The organism is Kribbella sp. NBC_00482 (assembly GCF_036013725.1).
Classification (GTDB): domain Bacteria; phylum Actinomycetota; class Actinomycetes; order Propionibacteriales; family Kribbellaceae; genus Kribbella.
The window spans coordinates 180,901-197,716 of the sequence record NZ_CP107881.1 but is presented as its reverse complement, the minus strand read 5'-3'; the positions used below and the strand labels follow the sequence as shown (position 1 = coordinate 197,716).

The window sequence follows — 16,816 nt, the reverse complement described above, 5'->3', positions numbered from 1 at the left end:
TTTGCGGAACGGCGCGGTCCGGTGGGTGGTCGGGGCGTACGGTCTGTAGTTGTGAGGGGGCGTCTGAGTGGTTTTTGGGCGGCGCGGGGGAGTGTGACCCTCGCGCTGCTTGTTGCGGGGATGGCTGCGGCGGCTGCCGCGGTGGGGCGGTGGGAGCGCGAGTTCGGGTACCAGAGCGCGGCGGCTTACCTCGTGCTCGAGACCGTGAACGGGTGCGTCGCGCTGCTGCTCGCGTACCTGGTCTACGGACGATTCCGGCGTACCAACACCTGGCAGGATCTTCTGCTGCTGCAGGGATTCGTGGTTCTCGGTACGGCGAACGCGCTGCTGAGCATCACGCTCGCCAAGAACGAGCCGGTCGGCGCGTTCGGCAACTGGCTTCCGCCGGGGCTGCGGATCGTCGGGACGCTGCTGATCGCCGCAGCGGCCCTCGTCCCGTACCGGCAGACGCGTCGGCACGGCTGGCAGCATTGGGCGTTGGCGCCGGTCGTCGCAGTGATGCTCCTGATCAGCGCGGTCCTGTACTGGCGGAGGGATTCGCTGCCGGACTTCTCCGAGACGAGCGCGCCCCTGGTCCCGCAGCTCGTGACGCTCACCTGCTTCGTGGTGGCCGCGGTCGGGTTCACGATGCAGGCCCGCAGCCGGGACGACGTACTGCTGCGTTGGCTCGGTCCCGCCTGCGCGGTGGGTGCGTTCGCGCGGCTGAACTACCTGGTCTTTCCACCGTCGCGCGAGAACTGGCTGTACTCCGGCAGCGTCTTGCGCACCGCGTCGTACCTCCTGCTGCTCGTCGCCGCGGGCCGCGAGATCAGCCGGCACTGGGCGTTGCAGGCGGAGGCCGCGGTGGTCGAGGACCGGCGGCGGCTCGCTCGCGAGATGCACGACGGCGTACTGCAGGAGCTCGGCTACATCCGCTCCGAGATCTCGGCCTTCACGGACGCCGATCGCCAACGCGTCGAGCGGATCCTCAGCGCCAGCGACCGCGCGCAGGACGAGGCGCGCCAGATGCTGGAGGCCCTCGGGCGGTCGGACGACGAGCCACTCGGTCTCGTGCTGCACCGGGCGATCGAGCAGCTGGCCCAGCGGTACGGCGTGACGCTGGATCTCGAACTCGACGAATCGATCGTGGTCGACCGGGAGCAGCGGCACTCCCTGGTCCGAATCGCCCGGGAAGCCGTCCTGAACGCGGTCCGGCATGGCAAGGTGGATCGGGTCAGGGTCGAGTTGGGCCGTGACAGCGAGGGGAGCAGGCTGCGGATCTCCGACAACGGGGCCGGGTTCGACCCGGGGGGATCGCGGACCGGGTTCGGGTTGATCAGCATGCGGGAGCGTGCGGAGACGTTGCCCGGAACCTTCGACCTGACCTCGCGGCCGGACGAGGGGACGACGGTGGTGGTCAGGTGGTGAACGCGGAACCGAGCCGGGTGGTGATCGCGGACGACCACCCGCAGCTCCGGGCGCACATCCGGCAGGCCCTGGAGGCGGGCGGGTTCGAGGTCTGCGCCGAGGCGGGCAACGGGTCGCAGGCCGTCCGGTTCGCCGAGGAGCACCGGCCGGACGTCGTACTGCTCGACATCCACATGCCAGGCGGCGGCATCCGGGCCGCCGCGGAGGTCTCTCGGCTGCTGCCGGAGATCGCGATCGTGATGCTCACCGTGTCCCGCGACGACAACGACCTGTTCGACTCGCTCCGCGCGGGCGCCTCCGGCTATCTGCTGAAGGACACCGATCCCGTCCGGTTGCCGGCGGCGTTGCGCGGCGTGCTGTCGGGGGAGGCGGCGATCCCGCGGTCGCTGGTCGCGCGCATCCTCGACGAGTTCCGGGAACCGGGGCGCCGGCGGACGGTACGGCGGACGAAGGCGGCGCTGCTGACGTCCCGCGAGTGGGAGGTGATGGGCCTGCTCGGCGAAGGCCTGACGACCGAGGAGGTCGCCAAACGTTTGTTCCTCGCACCGACGACGGTCCGCGTCCACATCTCGTCCGTACTGCGCAAACTCCGGGTCAAGGACCGCCAGGCTGCTATCGACCTGCTCCGCGACGAACGCTAGACGACCGCTGAGAGTGCCGACCGTGCGGGCGATCCCCCCTCTTCACCGCCCCCACGATCGGTACCCTCCGATCCGACCGTGTGCACCCCTCCGCGCACACGCTCTGCGATCACCCTAAGTAGCGATGGGCCGCATCACCACCCCCGAGCCCCAACTTGAGCGTTCAAACAGCTAAACGCCGCCGGCGTACGGTCGCGGGGTGGACGGTTGTCCGTCGTTGTCACTGGGGGTGACCGGGGGAATGCCGGTACCTTGGGGTATTGGTCCTCGAACTTGCAGGAGGCTCCGTGAAGATCAATGACGTACTGCGCGGTAAGGGCAACCAGGTCGTCACCATCTCCCCAGAAGCCACTGTCACCGAACTGCTCGCGCTGCTGGCCGAACGCAACATCGGTGCGGTCGTGGTCAGCGCGGACGGAGCGTCGGTGGACGGCATCGTCTCCGAGCGCGACATCGTCCGGCTCTGGAACGGTACGCCGGACGCGGGCGAGGTCCGGGTCAGCGCGATCATGACGTCGGAGGTACACACCTGTACGCCGGACGACCTGATCGACAACCTGATGCGGCTGATGACCGACCGCCGGATCCGGCACGTCCCGGTCGTTGTCGACGGCAACCTTTCCGGCCTGGTCAGCATCGGCGACGTGGTCAAGTCCCGGATCGGTGAACTCGAGTTCGAGACCGAACAACTCTCCAACTACATCAGCAGCTGACCGGGCGGATCCGCTGCCCCACCGTGCTGGGGCAGCGGTTCCCGGTTCAGCTGAGCTCGATCAGGTCGCCTAGGTCGAGGGTCTCGAGCTGCGGACGGACGTCCTTGGCTTCCCCGACCACGACCACGAGCAGTCCGTCGGTGTCGACGTACCGGCGGTAAGCGTCGGTCGCCTCGGCGGCCGTGGTGGCAGCGATGTTGGTCAGGTACGTGTCGGCGAAGTCGACCGGTACGCCGTTCGCGATGTTGCTGCCGACCTGCTGGGCCACGGAGTCGGCCTGCTCGTAGCGCAGCGGCGCGGTGCGGATCAGGCTGTCCTTCGCCTCCTGCACCTCCTGCTCGGTGAGCCCGTCGCGGGCCTCCCGCAGGATCCGCAGCGCGTCACCGATCGCGGCGCCGGTGACCTCGGTCCGTACGGCGCCGCCGAGGCTGAAGGTCCCGCCCTTGCGGGGAGCCGCGAAGCTGGTCCGCGTCCCGTACGTGTAGCCCTTCTCCTCGCGCAGCACAGTGTCGACGCGGGAGGTGATGGTCCCGCCGACCACGTGGTTCGCGACCGCGGCCGCACCCCACGCCGGGTCCCGCCGGTCCGGACCGGCGCACCCGATCAGCAGCTGGCTCTGCACCGAGCCCGGCCGATCGACGAGCACGACCCGGTTGCCCGGCAGGTAGATCGGCTCCGGCGTCTCCAGCGCCGTACCGGCCGACGACGTCCAGTTGCTGAAGGCCGCGTCGATGATGCCGGCGACGTCCACACCGGTCGCGTCGCCGGCGAACAGGATCTCCGCCCGCTCCGGGCCGATGTTGTTCCGGTAGAAGTTCGCCACCTCGACGTTCGTCAGCGGACGGATCGTGTCCGGCCGGCCAGCGGTCGGCCGGGAGCGCCGCGTCGACGCGTCGAACAGGTGCGCCGCGAACGCCTCTCGCGCCCGGTAGCCCGCATTGGCCCGCTCCTGGTTGATCTCACCGAGCCGGATCGTCACGTGCCGCCCGACATCGGCCTGGTTGAACGCGGGCCGCGTGATCGCCTCGGCCAGCAGCTCGACCGCCGGCGCGAGATGCGACACCGGCACCGAGATCTCCACGTGCAGCGCATCCGAGCTGACATCGACGCCGTACGCCGCTCCATGCCGTTCCAGCGCGGCGGCGAACTCGTTGGCCGAATGCAGTTCAGTGCCCTCGTCGAGCGTCCGCGACATGATCGTCGCGACGCCTTCGAGGTCGCGCGGTTCGGCGATCAGCGGCATCCCGATCGTGACCCGGACGGTGGCGACGTACTGCCCCGGACGGTCGAAGACGTGCACCGGTGCGCCGACGCTGGTCTGCGTGGTCACCGCCTCCGGGAACCTCCACGGACGCGGCGCGCCGACGGCCGGCGGGGTGGTCAGAACCTGGCTCACTCTTGCTCCCCTGAAGACGATTCGGTACGGCGGTACGTGACCTGCACACGCCCCTCGGCGCGGACCCACTTCTGCGCCGCCGCCTGCACCTGCTCGACGGTCACCGCCTGCACCTGGTCGATGCGTGTGTTGATCCGGTTCGCATCGCCGAACAGCAACGCGTAGTGCGAGATCTCGTCCGCGCGGCCCGCACACGATGCCAGCTGCTCGAGCCAGTCCCGCTCGGCCTGCGCCTGCACCGTGGCCAGCTCTTCCGAGGTGACACCGTCCGCGGCCAGCTTCTCGATCTCCTCGAGCAGCGCGTCCTCGACCTTCTGCAGGTCGACACCGTCCGACGCGATCCCGGTCAGCGTCCCGAACGACACCCCGCCGATCAGCGGCAGCGCGCCACCGGACACCGACTGCGCGATCTGCTCGTCGCGGACCAGCCGCCGGTTCAGCCGGCCGCTCTGCCCCGCGGCGAGGATGTCGAGCGCGAGCCCGGCCGCGTCCAGTTCGGGCGTGCCGTCGACCGGCAGCCGGAACATCATCGTGATCAGGTCGGACGGTACGTCGGACTCCACGTCGTCACGCTGTACGCCGGTCATCGGGCCGATCGTCCCGTCCGGCGCCGGCGGCGGCGTGGGGATCGCGGGCAGGTGGCCGAAGTACCGCTTGGCGGCGTCGAACGCATCCTCTTCGGACACGTCGCCGACGATCGTCAGGACGGCGTTGTTCGGCCCGTAGTACTTCCGGAAGAAGGCGTGGACGTCCTCCACCGAGGCGGCGTCCAGGTCGGCCATCGAACCGATCGTCATATGCGCGTACGGGTGGCCCTCGGGGAACGCGAGGGCCACGAGCCGCTCGTACGAGTCGCCGTACGGACGGTTGTCGTAGCTCTGCCGCTTCTCTTCCTTGACCACGTCACGCTGGTTGTCCAGGTTCTCCTGGTTGACCGCGTCGAGCAGGTAGCCCATCCGGTCCGCCTCGAGCCAGAGCGCGAGGTCGAGACCGCCGCTGGGCAGGGACTCGAAGTAGTTGGTGCGATCGAAGAAGGTGCTCGCGTTCAGGCTGGCGCCGGCGGTCTCCAGCAGGCTGAAGTGCTGACCGGAGGCGACGTTGCGCGACCCCTGGAACATCAAGTGCTCGAAGAGGTGCGCGAACCCGGTCAGCCCCGGTGGTTCGTGGCGCGACCCGACGTCGTACCAGAGGTTGACGGCGACGATCGGGACGGCGCGATCCGAGCTCACGACGACCCGGAGGCCGTTGTCGAGCGTCTGCTCCGCGATGGGGTACGTCAAGGGCATACCGGCCACCATACGTGGTCGCGAAACTTCCCCGCGGGGGTTGTCGATTCCGGACGACGACGAGGCGAAGTGGGCGGCCGCGGACCCGTCGGTGATTGAGTAGAACAACAAGAACCACAAGAACCACCAGGCCTGTTGGTGTTGATGGCTGCGATTGCTGCTGTGCATGCGGAGGCGGCGAGGTGGGAGGACACCGACTGGGCCGAGATCCTCGGGCTGTACGACGTACTGCTGGAGCGGTGGCCTTCCCCGGTGGTGGTTTTCCGCGAGGTGGGTGTGCAGTCGGCGGGAGGTTACTCGAGGCGTTTGAGGACTTCGTCGTGGAGGCGGCCGTTGGTGGCGACGGCGTTCGGGCCGTTGGGGCCGGGGGCGCCTTCGACGGAGGTGAACTTGCCGCCGGCTTCGTCGACGATGATCGCGAGCGCGGCCATGTCGTAGAGGTTGAGTTCGGGCTCGGCGGCGATGTCGACGGCGCCTTCCGCGACCAGCATGTACGACCAGAAGTCGCCGTACGCGCGGGTCCGCCAGACCGAGTCCATCAGGTCCGCCCACTGGTTCTTCTTGCCGAGCTTCTCCCAGCCCTTGAGCGAGGCGTACGACAGCGACGCGTCCTCGATCTTGCTCACGTCGCTGACCCGGCACGGCTGCGACGAGTGCAGCGCGCGGCCGGTCCAGGCGCCGTCGCCGTACGACGCCCACCAGCGCTTCCCGAGTGCGGGGGCGGAGACCACGCCGACGACGACCTGGTCCTCGATCATCAGGCTGATCAGCGTGGCCCAGACCGGGACGCCGCGGATGTAGTTCTTGGTGCCGTCGATCGGGTCGACCACCCAGCGGCGTACGCCCCAGCCGCTGGTGCCGTCCTCCTCGCCCACGAACGCGTCCCGCGGACGGGCCCGGGAGAGCGTCTTGCGCATCACGTCCTCGACCTTCTTGTCGGACTCGCTCACCGGGGTCAGGTCCGGCTTCGTCGCGACGTGCAGGTCGAGCGCCTTGTAGCGGTCCATCGTGGTCGAGTCCGCGTCATCGGCCAGGATGTGGGCGAGCCGCAGGTCATCCGTGTGCGAAGGCATGCCGGAAGGCTAGCCTGAACCGCTCCCGAGCGGACCGGGTGTCCGGGATCAGTTGCGGATCGATTGCGGTGTGGATTGAACCAAACGCAGTCATCGAACGTGCCATTAGTGTCTGATCACGTCGTGCGACCGCCGGGAGGCGTCAATGTTCGAGCGTTTCGGGGACCTGCCGCTGCACGTGCTGGTCATCCACCTGACCGTGGTGCTGCTCCCGGTGGCCGCGCTCACCGGCATCGTGTTCGCGCTGGTGCCGCGGTGGCGCCGGCTGCTGCGCTGGCCGGCGCTGATCCTCGGCGTCGGGACGGTGGTCTGCGCGTTCGTCGCGAAGGAGAGCGGCGAGGCGTTCGTCAAGGCGGTGCCGACGCTGCAGAAGGCCGTCGAACTGCACGAGAAGCGCGGCGACCTGCTGTTCTGGTACACCCTGATCTTCGCGATCGTTGCCGTCGCCGCCTTCCTGCTGCTGGGCGGCATCAAGGGTGACAAGGCAACGAAGAGCCGGCCGCTCGAGTTGCTGACGCAGGCCGCCGTCGTCGTGATCGGCGTACTGGTCATCTGGCAGACGATCCGCACCGGAGACGCCGGCGCAAAGGCAGTGTGGGAAGGGCAGCTCCCCAAGTAGCTAACTGCTGGTTCCGCGGCTGGCGACCAGGCGGCGGAAGGACGCGACCCGTTCGGCGTCGGCGCGGCCGGCCTCGACGGCCTCGTCCAGCGCGCAGTCGGGCGCGTCGGCGGCGTGCGTGCAACCGCGGGGGCAGTCCGCCGCGATCTCTGCGAGGTCCGGGAAGGCGCCGATCAACTTGTCGGGATCCACGTGCGCGAGGCCGAACGAGCGGATGCCCGGGGTGTCGATCAGCCAGCCGCCGTCCGGGAGCCGCAGTACGACGGTGTTCGTCGACGTATGGCGCCCGCGGCCGGTGACCTCGTTGACGATCCCGACCGCCCGGGCGGCACCGGGGATGATGCCGTTGACCAGCGTGGACTTGCCGACGCCCGAGTGGCCGACCAACACGCTCGTCCGGTCGTCGAGCTGCTCCTGGAGTTCGGTCAGGTCGCCGCCCTGCTGTGTGGCGACCGACTCGACGCCGAGCGGGCGGTAGATCGAGAGCAGCGGGTCCGGGTCGGCAAGGTCGGTCTTCGTGAGGCAGAGCAGCGGCCGCATGCCGGCGTCGTACGCCGCGACCAGGAAGCGGTCGATGAGTCCGGTTCGGGGCTCCGGGTTGGCGACCGCGACGACGATCACGAGCTGGTCGGCGTTCGCGACCAGCGGGCGCTCGACCGGGTCGTCGTCATCGGCGGAACGGCGGAGCAGCGTCGTGCGGGGGAGAACCTCGACGATCCGGGCCAGCGAGCCCTCGTCGCCAGTGGCGTTGCCGTCGAGTTTGACCCGGTCGCCCACGATCACTCCGGTGCGGCCGAGCTGACGGGCCTTCATCGCGGTCACCTCCCGCCCGCCGTCCGGCTCCTCGACCCAGCAGGCGTAGCGCCCACGGTCGCGGGTGAAGACGAAGCCTTCGGCGGCGTCGTCGTACGAGGGACGGTCCTTGGTCCGGGGCCGGGTGTGGCGCCTCGGACGGTCGTACTTGGCGTCCTCGTCGTACCGCGACATCAGCCGGCGAGCTCCGACCACATGGTGGGGAACTCCGGCAGTGTTTTCGCCGTCGTGCCGATGTTCTCGATCTGCAGGTCGTCGACGAGCAGGCCGACGACGGCCGCGGCGTGCGCCATCCGGTGGTCGCCGTACGTGTGGAAAAGCCCGCCCTGCAAGGGCTTCGGCCGGATCGCGAGTCCGTCCTCGAGCTGCGTGACGTCCCCGCCGAGCGCGTTGAACTCGGTCTCGAGCGCCGCCAGCCGGTCGGTCTCGTGGTTGCGCAGGTGCGCGATCCCCCGCAGGTACGACGGTCCGTCGGCGAACGCGGCCACCGCGGCGATCACGGGTGACAGCTCGCCGACCTCGCTCAGGTCGAGGTCGCAGCCCTGCACCCGTCCGGTCCCGCGCACAATCAGACTGTCCTCGGTGCGCGTCACCTCGGCACCGAACCGCGTGAAGATCTCGGGCAGCTGACCGCCCGGTTGCGTGGTCTCAGCCGGCCACCCGGTGACGGTCACGGAACCGCCGGTGATGACGGCCGCGGCCAGGAACGGCGCCGCGTTCGACAGGTCCGGCTCGATCGCTGTGTCCAGCGCCCGAATGGGGCCAGGGGCAACGACCCAGCGGTTCGGTTCCGCGTCGTCGACCGTCACGCCGCGTTCCCGCAGCATCGCCACCGACATGTCCAGGTGCGGCTGGGACGGCACCGGCTTCCCGTCGTGCCTGATGTCGACGCCCTCGTCGTACCGCGCGCCGGCCAGCAGCAGCGCGGACACGAACTGGCTCGACCCCGACGCGTCCAGCGTCACCTTGCCGCCGCGCACCGAACCCGTGCCGGACACGGTGTACGGCATCCGGCCGGTCCCGCCGTCGTCGATCTGTACGCCGAGGGTCCGCAGGGCGCCCAGGATGACGCCCATCGGCCGCTCCCGCGCGTACTCGTCACCGTCGAACGCGACCACGCCGTCGGCGAGCGCGGCCACCGGCGGCACGAACCGCATCACGGTGCCGGCCAGACCGCAGTCGACGTTCGCCGGGCCCTTGAGTGAGCCCGGTGCGACGGTCACCGTCGTACCGCTCTCAGAGATGCCTACCCCGAGCGAGACGAGGGCGGACCGCATCAGTTCGGTGTCGCGAGCCGCGAGGAGGCCGGTCAGGTGGGACGGGCCGTCCGCGATCGCGGCGAGGATGAGGGCACGGTTGCTGATCGACTTCGATCCGGGCACCGTGACGGTACCGGTGACCGCTCCATCGACCCGCGGCGCCGGCCAGCCCTGCTCGCTCATCCCACTCCTTCAGCTCAGGTTCTGTACGCCCTGAGCCTAGGGCATCGGGATCAGCTGAGCTCGGCCTTCGCGAGACGGGCGGCGTGCTTCGCCTCGCGGGCCAGCTGCTTCGCCTCGCGCTTGGCGGCCTTCGCGCCGCGCTTGGTCTCACGCTTCGCAGCCCGCGCACCGTGCGTGGCGCGCCAGGCGACCCCCGGCTTGCCCTCGGTGTCGACCGCGGCGAGCAGCAGACCGCCGAGGATCCCCAGGTTCTTCATGAAGCTGATGCGCTGCTGGTTCCGGACGGCCTTGTCCTTCTCCAGCCAGAACGGGTGGCCGGCGAGCGTCGTCGGTACCAGCGAGGCGGCCAGCAGACCCGCGCCGAGACGGCGGCCCTTGCCGCTCGCGAGCGCGACACCGCCGAGCACCTGCACGGCGCCGTTCAGCCGGACCAGGTTGGCGGTCGTGTCGGGGATCCGGTCGCTCACCTGCGGCGGAGCGACCTTCTTCACCATCGGCATCATCCGGTCGGTCACCGGCTGCGCCTTGGGAACCAGCGGCTCGGGGTTGCGGATCGCGTTCGCACCCTGGACGACGAAAATGACGGACAGCAACGGCCTGGCCAGTGCGCGCACGACAGTCATGCCTCCTTCATACACCACGATTCGTACGACTCCCGGTACCCACCGCTGAACCCGGTGCTCAGATGGGGCAGCCGTCCGGCCCGCACTCCGCGTCACCGTCAGTCGTCGCGCCCGGTGCGGTGATCAGCGTCACCGGCTTGCGGTCCGCGTTCGCCCGGCGCAGTGCTTCCTTGAAGACGTCGACGGGCTGGGCGCCGCTCACGCCGTACTTCTCGTCGATGACGAAGAACGGTACGCCGTTGGCGCCGTACGCCAGGGCCTGCGCCTGATCCGCGGCGACGTCGTCGGTGTACGTCGTACCCGCCAGAACCTCACGCACTCGCTCGGCGGGGAGGCCGACCTCGGTGGCCAGTTCGGTCAGCGTGGCGTGGTCACCGACCGGGAGGCCGTCCGTGAAGTAGGCCTTGAGCAGCCGCTCCTTGAGGCGGCCCTGCGTGTCTGCGGGCACCTCACCGGCCTCAGCGAGGTCGTGGGCCAGGTGCAGGATGCGGTGCGCGTCGACGGTGTTGACCGGCTTCGCCTGGTCCAGGTGGTACTCGAGCCCGACCTCGGCCGCCACCTCGGTGACGTGCTCGTTCGCCTGCAAGCCCCACTCGCGGCCGCGACCGTACTTGTCGCCCAGCCGGGTGGCCAGGTCCCGCGGGTCGTCGTTCGTCGACGACGGGTCCAACTGGAAGCTGTGCCAGACGATCTCGGCGCTCTCACCGCTGTCCGCAAGAGCCTCTTCGAGCCGCCGCTTCCCGATGTAGCACCACGGGCAGACGACGTCGGACCACACATCAATGCGCATAACTGTCGCCAACTGACCACTCCTTGGACCTATTCCCAACCAGGTCCGTGTGTGACGCGTCTGACGCTCCATGGACGAGGACCTTGTGCGGACCCTGTTGAAAGAGCAGCATCCCGATCTGGCCGACCTGGAGCTGAAGGAGATCGTCGGCGGCTGGGGCAACCAGATGTGGCGCCTGGGCGACGACCTGGCCGTCAGAATGCCCCGCGCCAACCAGGCCCACGAACCCCTCCGCAGAGAGCACCGGTGGCTGCCCGGCCTCGCCGCACAGCTCCCGCTGCCCGTCCCGACCCCACTCCACCTCTGCGACCCGTCGGACAGCTTCCCGCGGACCTGGCTGATCACCACCTGGGTACACGGCGAGCCCGCGGACCATGCACCGGTCACGGATCCGGCCGCTGCCGACGTACTCGCGGACTTCCTGAGGGCGCTGCACACCGAGCCGCCGGCCGACGCGCCCGTGAGCGACCGCAGCATTCTCGCGCCGAGCCCCGGGTTCGACGAGGTGCAGGCGTACGTCGGCCGCGCCGACGAGATCCGTGCGGTCTGGGAGGACGCGATCTCGGCGTCCCCGTGGGACGGGGCGCCGGTGTGGGTGCACGGCGACCTGCACCCGGCGAACGTTGTCGTCGCCGACGGCACGCTCGCCGGCGTCGTGGACTTCGAGGAGATCGGCGCCGGCGACCCGGCGACCGACCTCGCGTCCGCCTGGATCCTGCTCCCGGAGGCGCAGCGCTTCTTCGACGCCTACGGGGTGGATGACGCGACGGTACGACGGGCCCGCGGCTGGGCCCTGACCCGCGCACTGTTCCTGATCGCCATGGGCATCAACGGAGAGAAGGGCATCCCGGGCGGCAAGACCCACTGGGGTCCGATCGGCCACGAGGCGCTCGACCGACTGCTCTGATCGGCCGCGGTGTCAGCAGCCGTGTCAGGGCTGCGGCGGTTCGGTGTCAGGACGGACCTGGATCTTGGTGTTTGTCAGCAACACACCAAGCACACCAGGAAGGCACCACAATGCCGACGTACAACACCCCCGAGCCGATCTCCGCAATCCTGAACATCCCCGCCGGACGGATCCAGCTCGTCGCCGCCGACCGGGCCGACACCACCGTCGAGGTGCTCCCCGTGGACCCCACGAAGAGCCGCGACGTGAAGGCCGCCGAGCGGACCACGGTCGAGCTCGCCGACGGCGTCCTGCGGATCGCGGTCGTCACGAAGAACGAGTACTTCGGACCCTCCGGAGCCGTCGCGGTGACGGTGCACCTGCCGGCCGGGTCCCAGGCCGAGGTGAAGGCCGCCAGTGCCGAGCTCCGGGCGACTGGACGCTTCGGCGATGTCGTCATCGAGAGCGCTCAGGGTCCGATCGACCTCGAGGACGTCGCGAGCGCCCGGATCAAGTCCTCCGCCAGTGACGTGTCCGTCGGCCGCCTCAACGGCCCCGCGGACATCCGCACCAGCAAGGGCGACATCCGGATCGCCGAGGCCGTCCGCGGCACCGTCGTACTGCGCACCGACGTCGGCGAGGTGGAGATCGTCGCCGCCGCCGGAGTCTCGGCCACGCTGGACGCGGGCACCGCCACCGGCCGGATCAACAACGCGCTCAAGAACAGCGAGGGCGCAGGCGCCGAGCTCACCGTCCGCGCCACCACGTCGGTCGGCGACATCGTCGCCCGTAGTCTCTGACCTGAACGTTTCAATCAAAGGAGCACACCACGATGCCAACCACTCCGTCCGGCTTCACCGAGGCCGGGTTGCGCCGACTGCACGACGTACTGGCCCGGCACGTCGACTCCGGGAAGATCCCCGGCGTCGTCGCGCTGGTCAGCCGCGGCGACGGTGAGCCGTACGTCGAGACGCTCGGGACGATGCGTCACGACGGCGGCGCGCCGATGCAGCGGAACACGATCTTCCGGATGGCGTCGACGTCCAAGCCGGTCTCGGTGTCGGCGGCGATGGTGCTGCTCGACGAATGCCGGCTGCGGCTCGACGACACCGTCGAGCAGTGGCTGCCCGAGCTGGCCGACCGCCAGGTGCTGAAGCGGATCGACAGCCAGGTGGACGACACCGTGCCGGCCAAGCGCCCGATCACCGTCCGGGACGTGCTGACCTCCACGTTCGGCCTCGGCATGGACATGACGATGATCGGTACGCCGATCATGGGCGCCCTGTTCGAGCAGGGCATCACGCCCAACGGGCCGGTGCCGATGCCGGAGCAGGACGAGTGGATGCGGCGCCTCGGAACGCTTCCGCTGATGTACCAGCCGGGCGAGCGCTGGCAGTACCAGATCAGCAGCGACCTGATCGGCGTCCTCGTCTCCCGGGTCACCGGTCAGTCGTACGACGAGTTCCTGCAGGAGCGGATCTTCGGGCCGCTGGGTATGAAGGACACCGGGTTCTCCGTCCCCGCCGACCAGCTGCACCGGCTCCCACCGCTGTACGCACCGGACCCCGCGACCGGTGAGTTCCAGGTGTGGGATGAGGCCGAGGGTGGTCGGCACAGCGCTCCGCCGGCGTTCCAGGGCGGTGGCGGCGGGCTGAACTCCACCGCCGACGACTACCACGCCTACTTCCGGATGCTGCTGAACCACGGCGTACACCAGGGCCAGCGGATTCTCTCCCGGCCGGCGGTGGAGCTGATGACCACCAACAGCCTCACGGCCGAGCAGTTGGCGGCCCGGGAGACGCTGGCCCGGGACAACGTGCACATTTCGTTCGGCCAGGGCCAGCAGGGCGGCTGGGGCTACGGGATGGCCGTGCGCACCTACCGGGGCGACTACGCGCCGGTCGGCCAGTTCGGCTGGGACGGCGGCGCCGGTACGTCGACGTACGCGGACCCGGTCAACCAGATCACCGGCATCCTGCTCACCCAGGTCGGCGCGACCGTACCGTCCTCGATCCACCTCATGAACGACTTCTGGACCACCCTCTACCAGTCCCTCGAGGACTGAGCCGCCAGGTCTCGGGCCGGGCTGCGCGATGGTGCAGCCCGGCCGTGGCCGCGGGCGATTTGGTTCCGCGTCTATTCGAACGTATGATCGATTGCATGAATCAGTGTTCGGTCGATCAGCCCGCCGACGAGGCCAGCGGCCCGTCGGGCGTGCCGGCCGGACCTGCGCTGCTGTCTGTCGTGCCTGGTGCGCCGGTAACCGCGATTGCGGACGAGGCGGTCCGGGGTGACGACGAGCACTGGGATGCCGCGTTCCTGGCGTTGGTCGACCGGGTGCGCGCTGATGCGCGGCTCGCAGCTAAGCACGGACTACTCGGCCGGTATGACGTACCGGATGACCCTGACTATGGCGCTGGGTTGTTCGAGGCGGTGGCGTTTCAGGACACGTCTGAGTTGAGCGACTCCGGGTGGCTGGATCGGCAGGAGGCGATCGGCCGGTTGGAGGCGCGGCTGGCGGCGATGAAGGCTGAGGCGACCGCTGGGTATGAGGCCTCGTTGCATGGTGTGTCGGCTGATCTCGGGCACCGCTACCCCGAGCCTGGAGATCGGGCTGCGGAACCGGGCGAACGTCGTTGGGTGGCGGGGGATCTCCGGTCGACTGCTGATGAGCTCGCGTTGGTGTGGCAGATGCACAAGGGTGCTGCGATGGCGCGGATTCATACGTCGTGCGAGTTGGTGCACAATTTTCCGGCGACGTTGCGGGCGCTGGAGGAGGGGCAGTTGACCGAGCGGGCCGCTTTCGCGATTGTGCGGGAGTTGTCGGTGCTGGATGATCCGGACGCGCGGCGTGCGGCTGAGACGGCGTTGCTGGAGTGGGCCGGGAAGCATCCGTTGCAGAAGATGAAGCAGGAGGCGCAGCGGGAGGCTGCTCGACGGTCGCCGGACGCGCAGAGCAGGTCACATGCGCGGGCGATGGATGAGCGGTCGGTGCGGATCTTTCCGAACAGTGACGGCACGGCTGAGCTGATCCATACCCAGGACGCTTTGGACGCGGGCGCGGTGATGAACAGCCTCACGCGCGCGGCGGCGTACCGGCGTCGGCACGGCGACTCCCGGTCGATGGACCAGTTGCGCGCCGACATCGCCCTGGACCGGCTCCTCCCTCGCACGAAGACCGGTCGCCATGCCAGTCCGCAGACTGATCCCACCGACGAGGTGGTCGATGAGAGTTCGGCCGTCGACGCGGCCGCAGAGACCGTCGACCAGGACGTCTGCGATCTGCGCGACGAATCCGCCATCGGCGCAGAGGCGAGTGTCGTTATCCACGCGACCGGCGCCGAGATCCGCGCCCTGATCAACGGCGAGAACAGCACCGGCGGGACGGCCGAACACTACGGGCCGATCCCTCAAGAATCCCTGCGCAAGCACCTCACACGAACCCTTGCCCGCAACCTCCTCGGAAAGCTCGGACGCTCGGCTCGGTCCCACCTCGATGTCTGCATCACCGACGAACCGCCGCCCGGCAACTCAGACACCTACACCCCGGGCGCGGCCGTCGATCGCTTCGTTCGACTGCGCGATCGGACCTGCCAGTTCCCCGGCTGCAACCGTCCAGCTGAGTTCGCCGATCTCGACCACCGCGTCGCTTTCGCGGCCGGTGGTCGCACCACCACAGACAATCTCCACTGCCTCTGCCGACATCATCACCGCCTGAAGCACGAAGGCGGATGGACCGTCGCACCGAACCGCGACGGCACTACCACCTGGACCGGGCCGACCGGCAGGCGTTACCGCACGCCCTCGCCTGAAGCTGAATCTGAATCTGAAGCAGACGACCCGCCAGGGACGGCCTGACCGACCTTGAGGGTCGACCGGATGCTTCCGGTGGGTTCGCGTTATGAGCAGCGGCGCACGATGAGTAACGCGTACGCACGTGCGGCATCGAGCACGTCCGAGAGCACCACGTGCTCGTCGGCGGCATGCGCGTACCGGACGTCACCAGGTCCGTACTGCAAGGTGGGGATGCCCGCTGCGGCGTACTGGCGTAGATCTGAGCCGTACGGCGCTCCCTTGACCGCTGGAATCGGGCTGCCTGTGTCGGTCACTGCCTGGACGGTGTCGGCGAGGAGCGGGTCGCCCTCGGGCAGCAGACCTGAAGCGAACTCGCCTCCCGGCCAGGTGACCGTGACCGGGTGCTCACGCAGCCACTCGTCCTTCGCACAGGTAGTTGTGACCGCATCCTCGAAGGCGGTCCGTGCGTCGGCGAGGGATTCACCGAGGCGTACGCCGTACCTGCCCTCGGCGATCAGGTGGTCGGGGACGGTGCTCGCCCAGTCGCCGGCCGCGATGGTGCCGACCGACAGCGGGTTGGCGAGGTCGAGGTGGGCGAGCAGCGGGTGCGGGTCGCGGTTGCGCTCGCGTTCGAGCTCCTGCAGCGCGGTCTGGATCACGGTGAACTTCTCGATCGCGCTCACCCCGCGGCTGCGGGTCGAACCGTGCGTGGCGAGGCCCGGCACCTCCAGACGGAACGTCAGCGAGCCTGCGTTCGCCGGGATGACCGTGCCCGCGGTCGGTTCCGCGATCAGGCAGGCCTCACCGCGATGCCCGCGGCGGAAGGTCGCGAACGCGCCGACACCGCCGTCCTCCTCGCCGATCACGGTGTGCACGGCCAGCGGCTTCCGCAACCGAATGCCCGCGGCAACGACCGCCGCCACCGCGCCGAGGATCGCCGCGACACCGCCCTTCATGTCACACGTCCCGCGGCCCCACATCACGCCGTCCTCGATCCGGGCGTCGAACGTGCCACCCGGCACCACATCGACATGCCCGTTGAGAATCAGCCCCGGTGTCGCATCGCCGCCGAGCACGCCGACACAGCCCCACGCCTCGTCGCGCTCGACCTCCATCCCGGGAAACCCAGGATCGTCGGGCACCAACTCGAGCCGCCAGTGATCCACGGTGAGCCCGAGCGCTTCCAGCCGCGCGGCACACCACGCCTGTACGGCGACCTCGGCAGCGGTCCCGTCCACGCTCGGGATCTGCACCAGCTCCCGCAGCTCCGCAACAATCCGCTCGTTGTCGATCGCCGCCAGAACGGCGCGCTCGGCCTCCCTCAGCATGTGC

The 16,816-nt window shown here is 69.4% G+C and carries 16 protein-coding genes; 8 read left to right on the top strand and 8 right to left on the bottom strand.

Annotated elements, in window-relative coordinates:
• The first annotated feature begins 120 nt into the window (after window positions 1–120).
• The 3 genes from OHB24_RS00960 to OHB24_RS00950 all read left to right on the top strand — a co-directional run bounded on the left by OHB24_RS00960 (window position 121) and on the right by OHB24_RS00950 (window position 2,761).
• Entirely contained in the window at window positions 121–1,407 is a 1,287-nt protein-coding gene (locus tag OHB24_RS00960; RefSeq protein WP_327636985.1) for a sensor histidine kinase, read from the top strand.
• The gene (locus tag OHB24_RS00955) at window positions 1,401–2,048 is read left to right on the top strand and encodes a response regulator transcription factor (protein WP_327636984.1); all 648 of its coding nucleotides are present in this window, start codon (window positions 1,401–1,403) and stop codon (window positions 2,046–2,048) included. Before OHB24_RS00960 ends, OHB24_RS00955 begins: the two co-directional genes overlap by 7 nt.
• Window positions 2,049–2,335: 287 nt before the next feature.
• Window positions 2,336–2,761: a CBS domain-containing protein gene (locus OHB24_RS00950; protein ID WP_327636983.1), complete on the top strand. Its 426-nt coding sequence runs from the start codon at window positions 2,336–2,338 to the stop codon at window positions 2,759–2,761.
• Between the two features lie 46 nt (window positions 2,762–2,807).
• Here the strand turns inward: OHB24_RS00950 and OHB24_RS00945 are convergent, their stop codons facing one another.
• From OHB24_RS00945 to hisN, 3 genes are all read right to left on the bottom strand, one after another.
• Entirely contained in the window at window positions 2,808–4,157 is a 1,350-nt protein-coding gene (locus OHB24_RS00945; protein ID WP_327636982.1) for a M16 family metallopeptidase, read from the bottom strand.
• Entirely contained in the window at window positions 4,154–5,443 is a 1,290-nt protein-coding gene (locus tag OHB24_RS00940; RefSeq protein ID WP_327636981.1) for a M16 family metallopeptidase, read from the bottom strand. Before OHB24_RS00940 ends, OHB24_RS00945 begins: the two co-directional genes overlap by 4 nt.
• 293 nt (window positions 5,444–5,736) lie before the next feature.
• Window positions 5,737–6,516 carry a histidinol-phosphatase gene (gene hisN / locus OHB24_RS00935; protein WP_327636980.1) on the bottom strand — a complete coding sequence of 260 codons (780 nt, stop codon included), beginning with the start codon at window positions 6,514–6,516 and terminating at the stop codon, window positions 5,737–5,739.
• A gap of 145 nt (window positions 6,517–6,661) precedes the next feature.
• Between hisN and OHB24_RS00930 the strand changes: the two genes are divergently transcribed.
• The gene (locus OHB24_RS00930; protein ID WP_327636979.1) at window positions 6,662–7,135 is read left to right on the top strand and encodes a DUF2231 domain-containing protein; all 474 of its coding nucleotides are present in this window, start codon (window positions 6,662–6,664) and stop codon (window positions 7,133–7,135) included.
• Here the strand turns inward: OHB24_RS00930 and rsgA are convergent, their stop codons facing one another.
• From rsgA to OHB24_RS00910, 4 genes are read right to left on the bottom strand one after another with little or no spacing between them, the layout of a single operon-like run.
• Window positions 7,136–8,122 (bottom strand): ribosome small subunit-dependent GTPase A, encoded by a 987-nt coding sequence (gene rsgA, locus OHB24_RS00925; RefSeq protein ID WP_327636978.1) that lies wholly within the window; start codon window positions 8,120–8,122, stop codon window positions 7,136–7,138.
• The gene (gene aroA / locus OHB24_RS00920) at window positions 8,122–9,390 is read right to left on the bottom strand and encodes a 3-phosphoshikimate 1-carboxyvinyltransferase (RefSeq protein ID WP_327636977.1); all 1,269 of its coding nucleotides are present in this window, start codon (window positions 9,388–9,390) and stop codon (window positions 8,122–8,124) included. Before aroA ends, rsgA begins: the two co-directional genes overlap by 1 nt.
• A 50-nt stretch (window positions 9,391–9,440) precedes the next feature.
• Window positions 9,441–10,013 (bottom strand): DoxX family protein, encoded by a 573-nt coding sequence (locus OHB24_RS00915; RefSeq protein WP_327636976.1) that lies wholly within the window; start codon window positions 10,011–10,013, stop codon window positions 9,441–9,443.
• A gap of 58 nt (window positions 10,014–10,071) precedes the next feature.
• Window positions 10,072–10,803, bottom strand: a complete 732-nt coding sequence (locus tag OHB24_RS00910) for a DsbA family oxidoreductase (RefSeq protein ID WP_327636975.1) — start codon at window positions 10,801–10,803, stop codon at window positions 10,072–10,074.
• 85 nt (window positions 10,804–10,888) lie between these two features.
• Here OHB24_RS00910 and OHB24_RS00905 point away from each other — a divergent pair, with 85 nt between their 5' ends.
• From OHB24_RS00905 to OHB24_RS00890, 4 genes are all read left to right on the top strand, one after another.
• A complete protein-coding gene (locus OHB24_RS00905; RefSeq protein WP_327636974.1) occupies window positions 10,889–11,710 on the top strand; it encodes an aminoglycoside phosphotransferase family protein in 822 nt (273 codons plus the stop codon).
• Window positions 11,711–11,820: 110 nt separating this feature from the next.
• Window positions 11,821–12,489 carry a DUF4097 family beta strand repeat-containing protein gene (locus OHB24_RS00900; RefSeq protein ID WP_327636973.1) on the top strand — a complete coding sequence of 223 codons (669 nt, stop codon included), beginning with the start codon at window positions 11,821–11,823 and terminating at the stop codon, window positions 12,487–12,489.
• Window positions 12,490–12,521: 32 nt separating this feature from the next.
• Window positions 12,522–13,754 (top strand): serine hydrolase domain-containing protein, encoded by a 1,233-nt coding sequence (locus OHB24_RS00895; protein WP_327636972.1) that lies wholly within the window; start codon window positions 12,522–12,524, stop codon window positions 13,752–13,754.
• A 44-nt stretch (window positions 13,755–13,798) separates the two neighbouring features.
• A complete protein-coding gene (locus OHB24_RS00890; RefSeq protein WP_327636970.1) occupies window positions 13,799–15,547 on the top strand; it encodes an HNH endonuclease signature motif containing protein in 1,749 nt (582 codons plus the stop codon).
• 41 nt (window positions 15,548–15,588) lie between these two features.
• Here the strand turns inward: OHB24_RS00890 and OHB24_RS00885 are convergent, their stop codons facing one another.
• A complete protein-coding gene (locus OHB24_RS00885; protein WP_327636968.1) occupies window positions 15,589–16,812 on the bottom strand; it encodes a M20/M25/M40 family metallo-hydrolase in 1,224 nt (407 codons plus the stop codon).
• Between the last annotated feature and the right edge of the window lie 4 nt (window positions 16,813–16,816).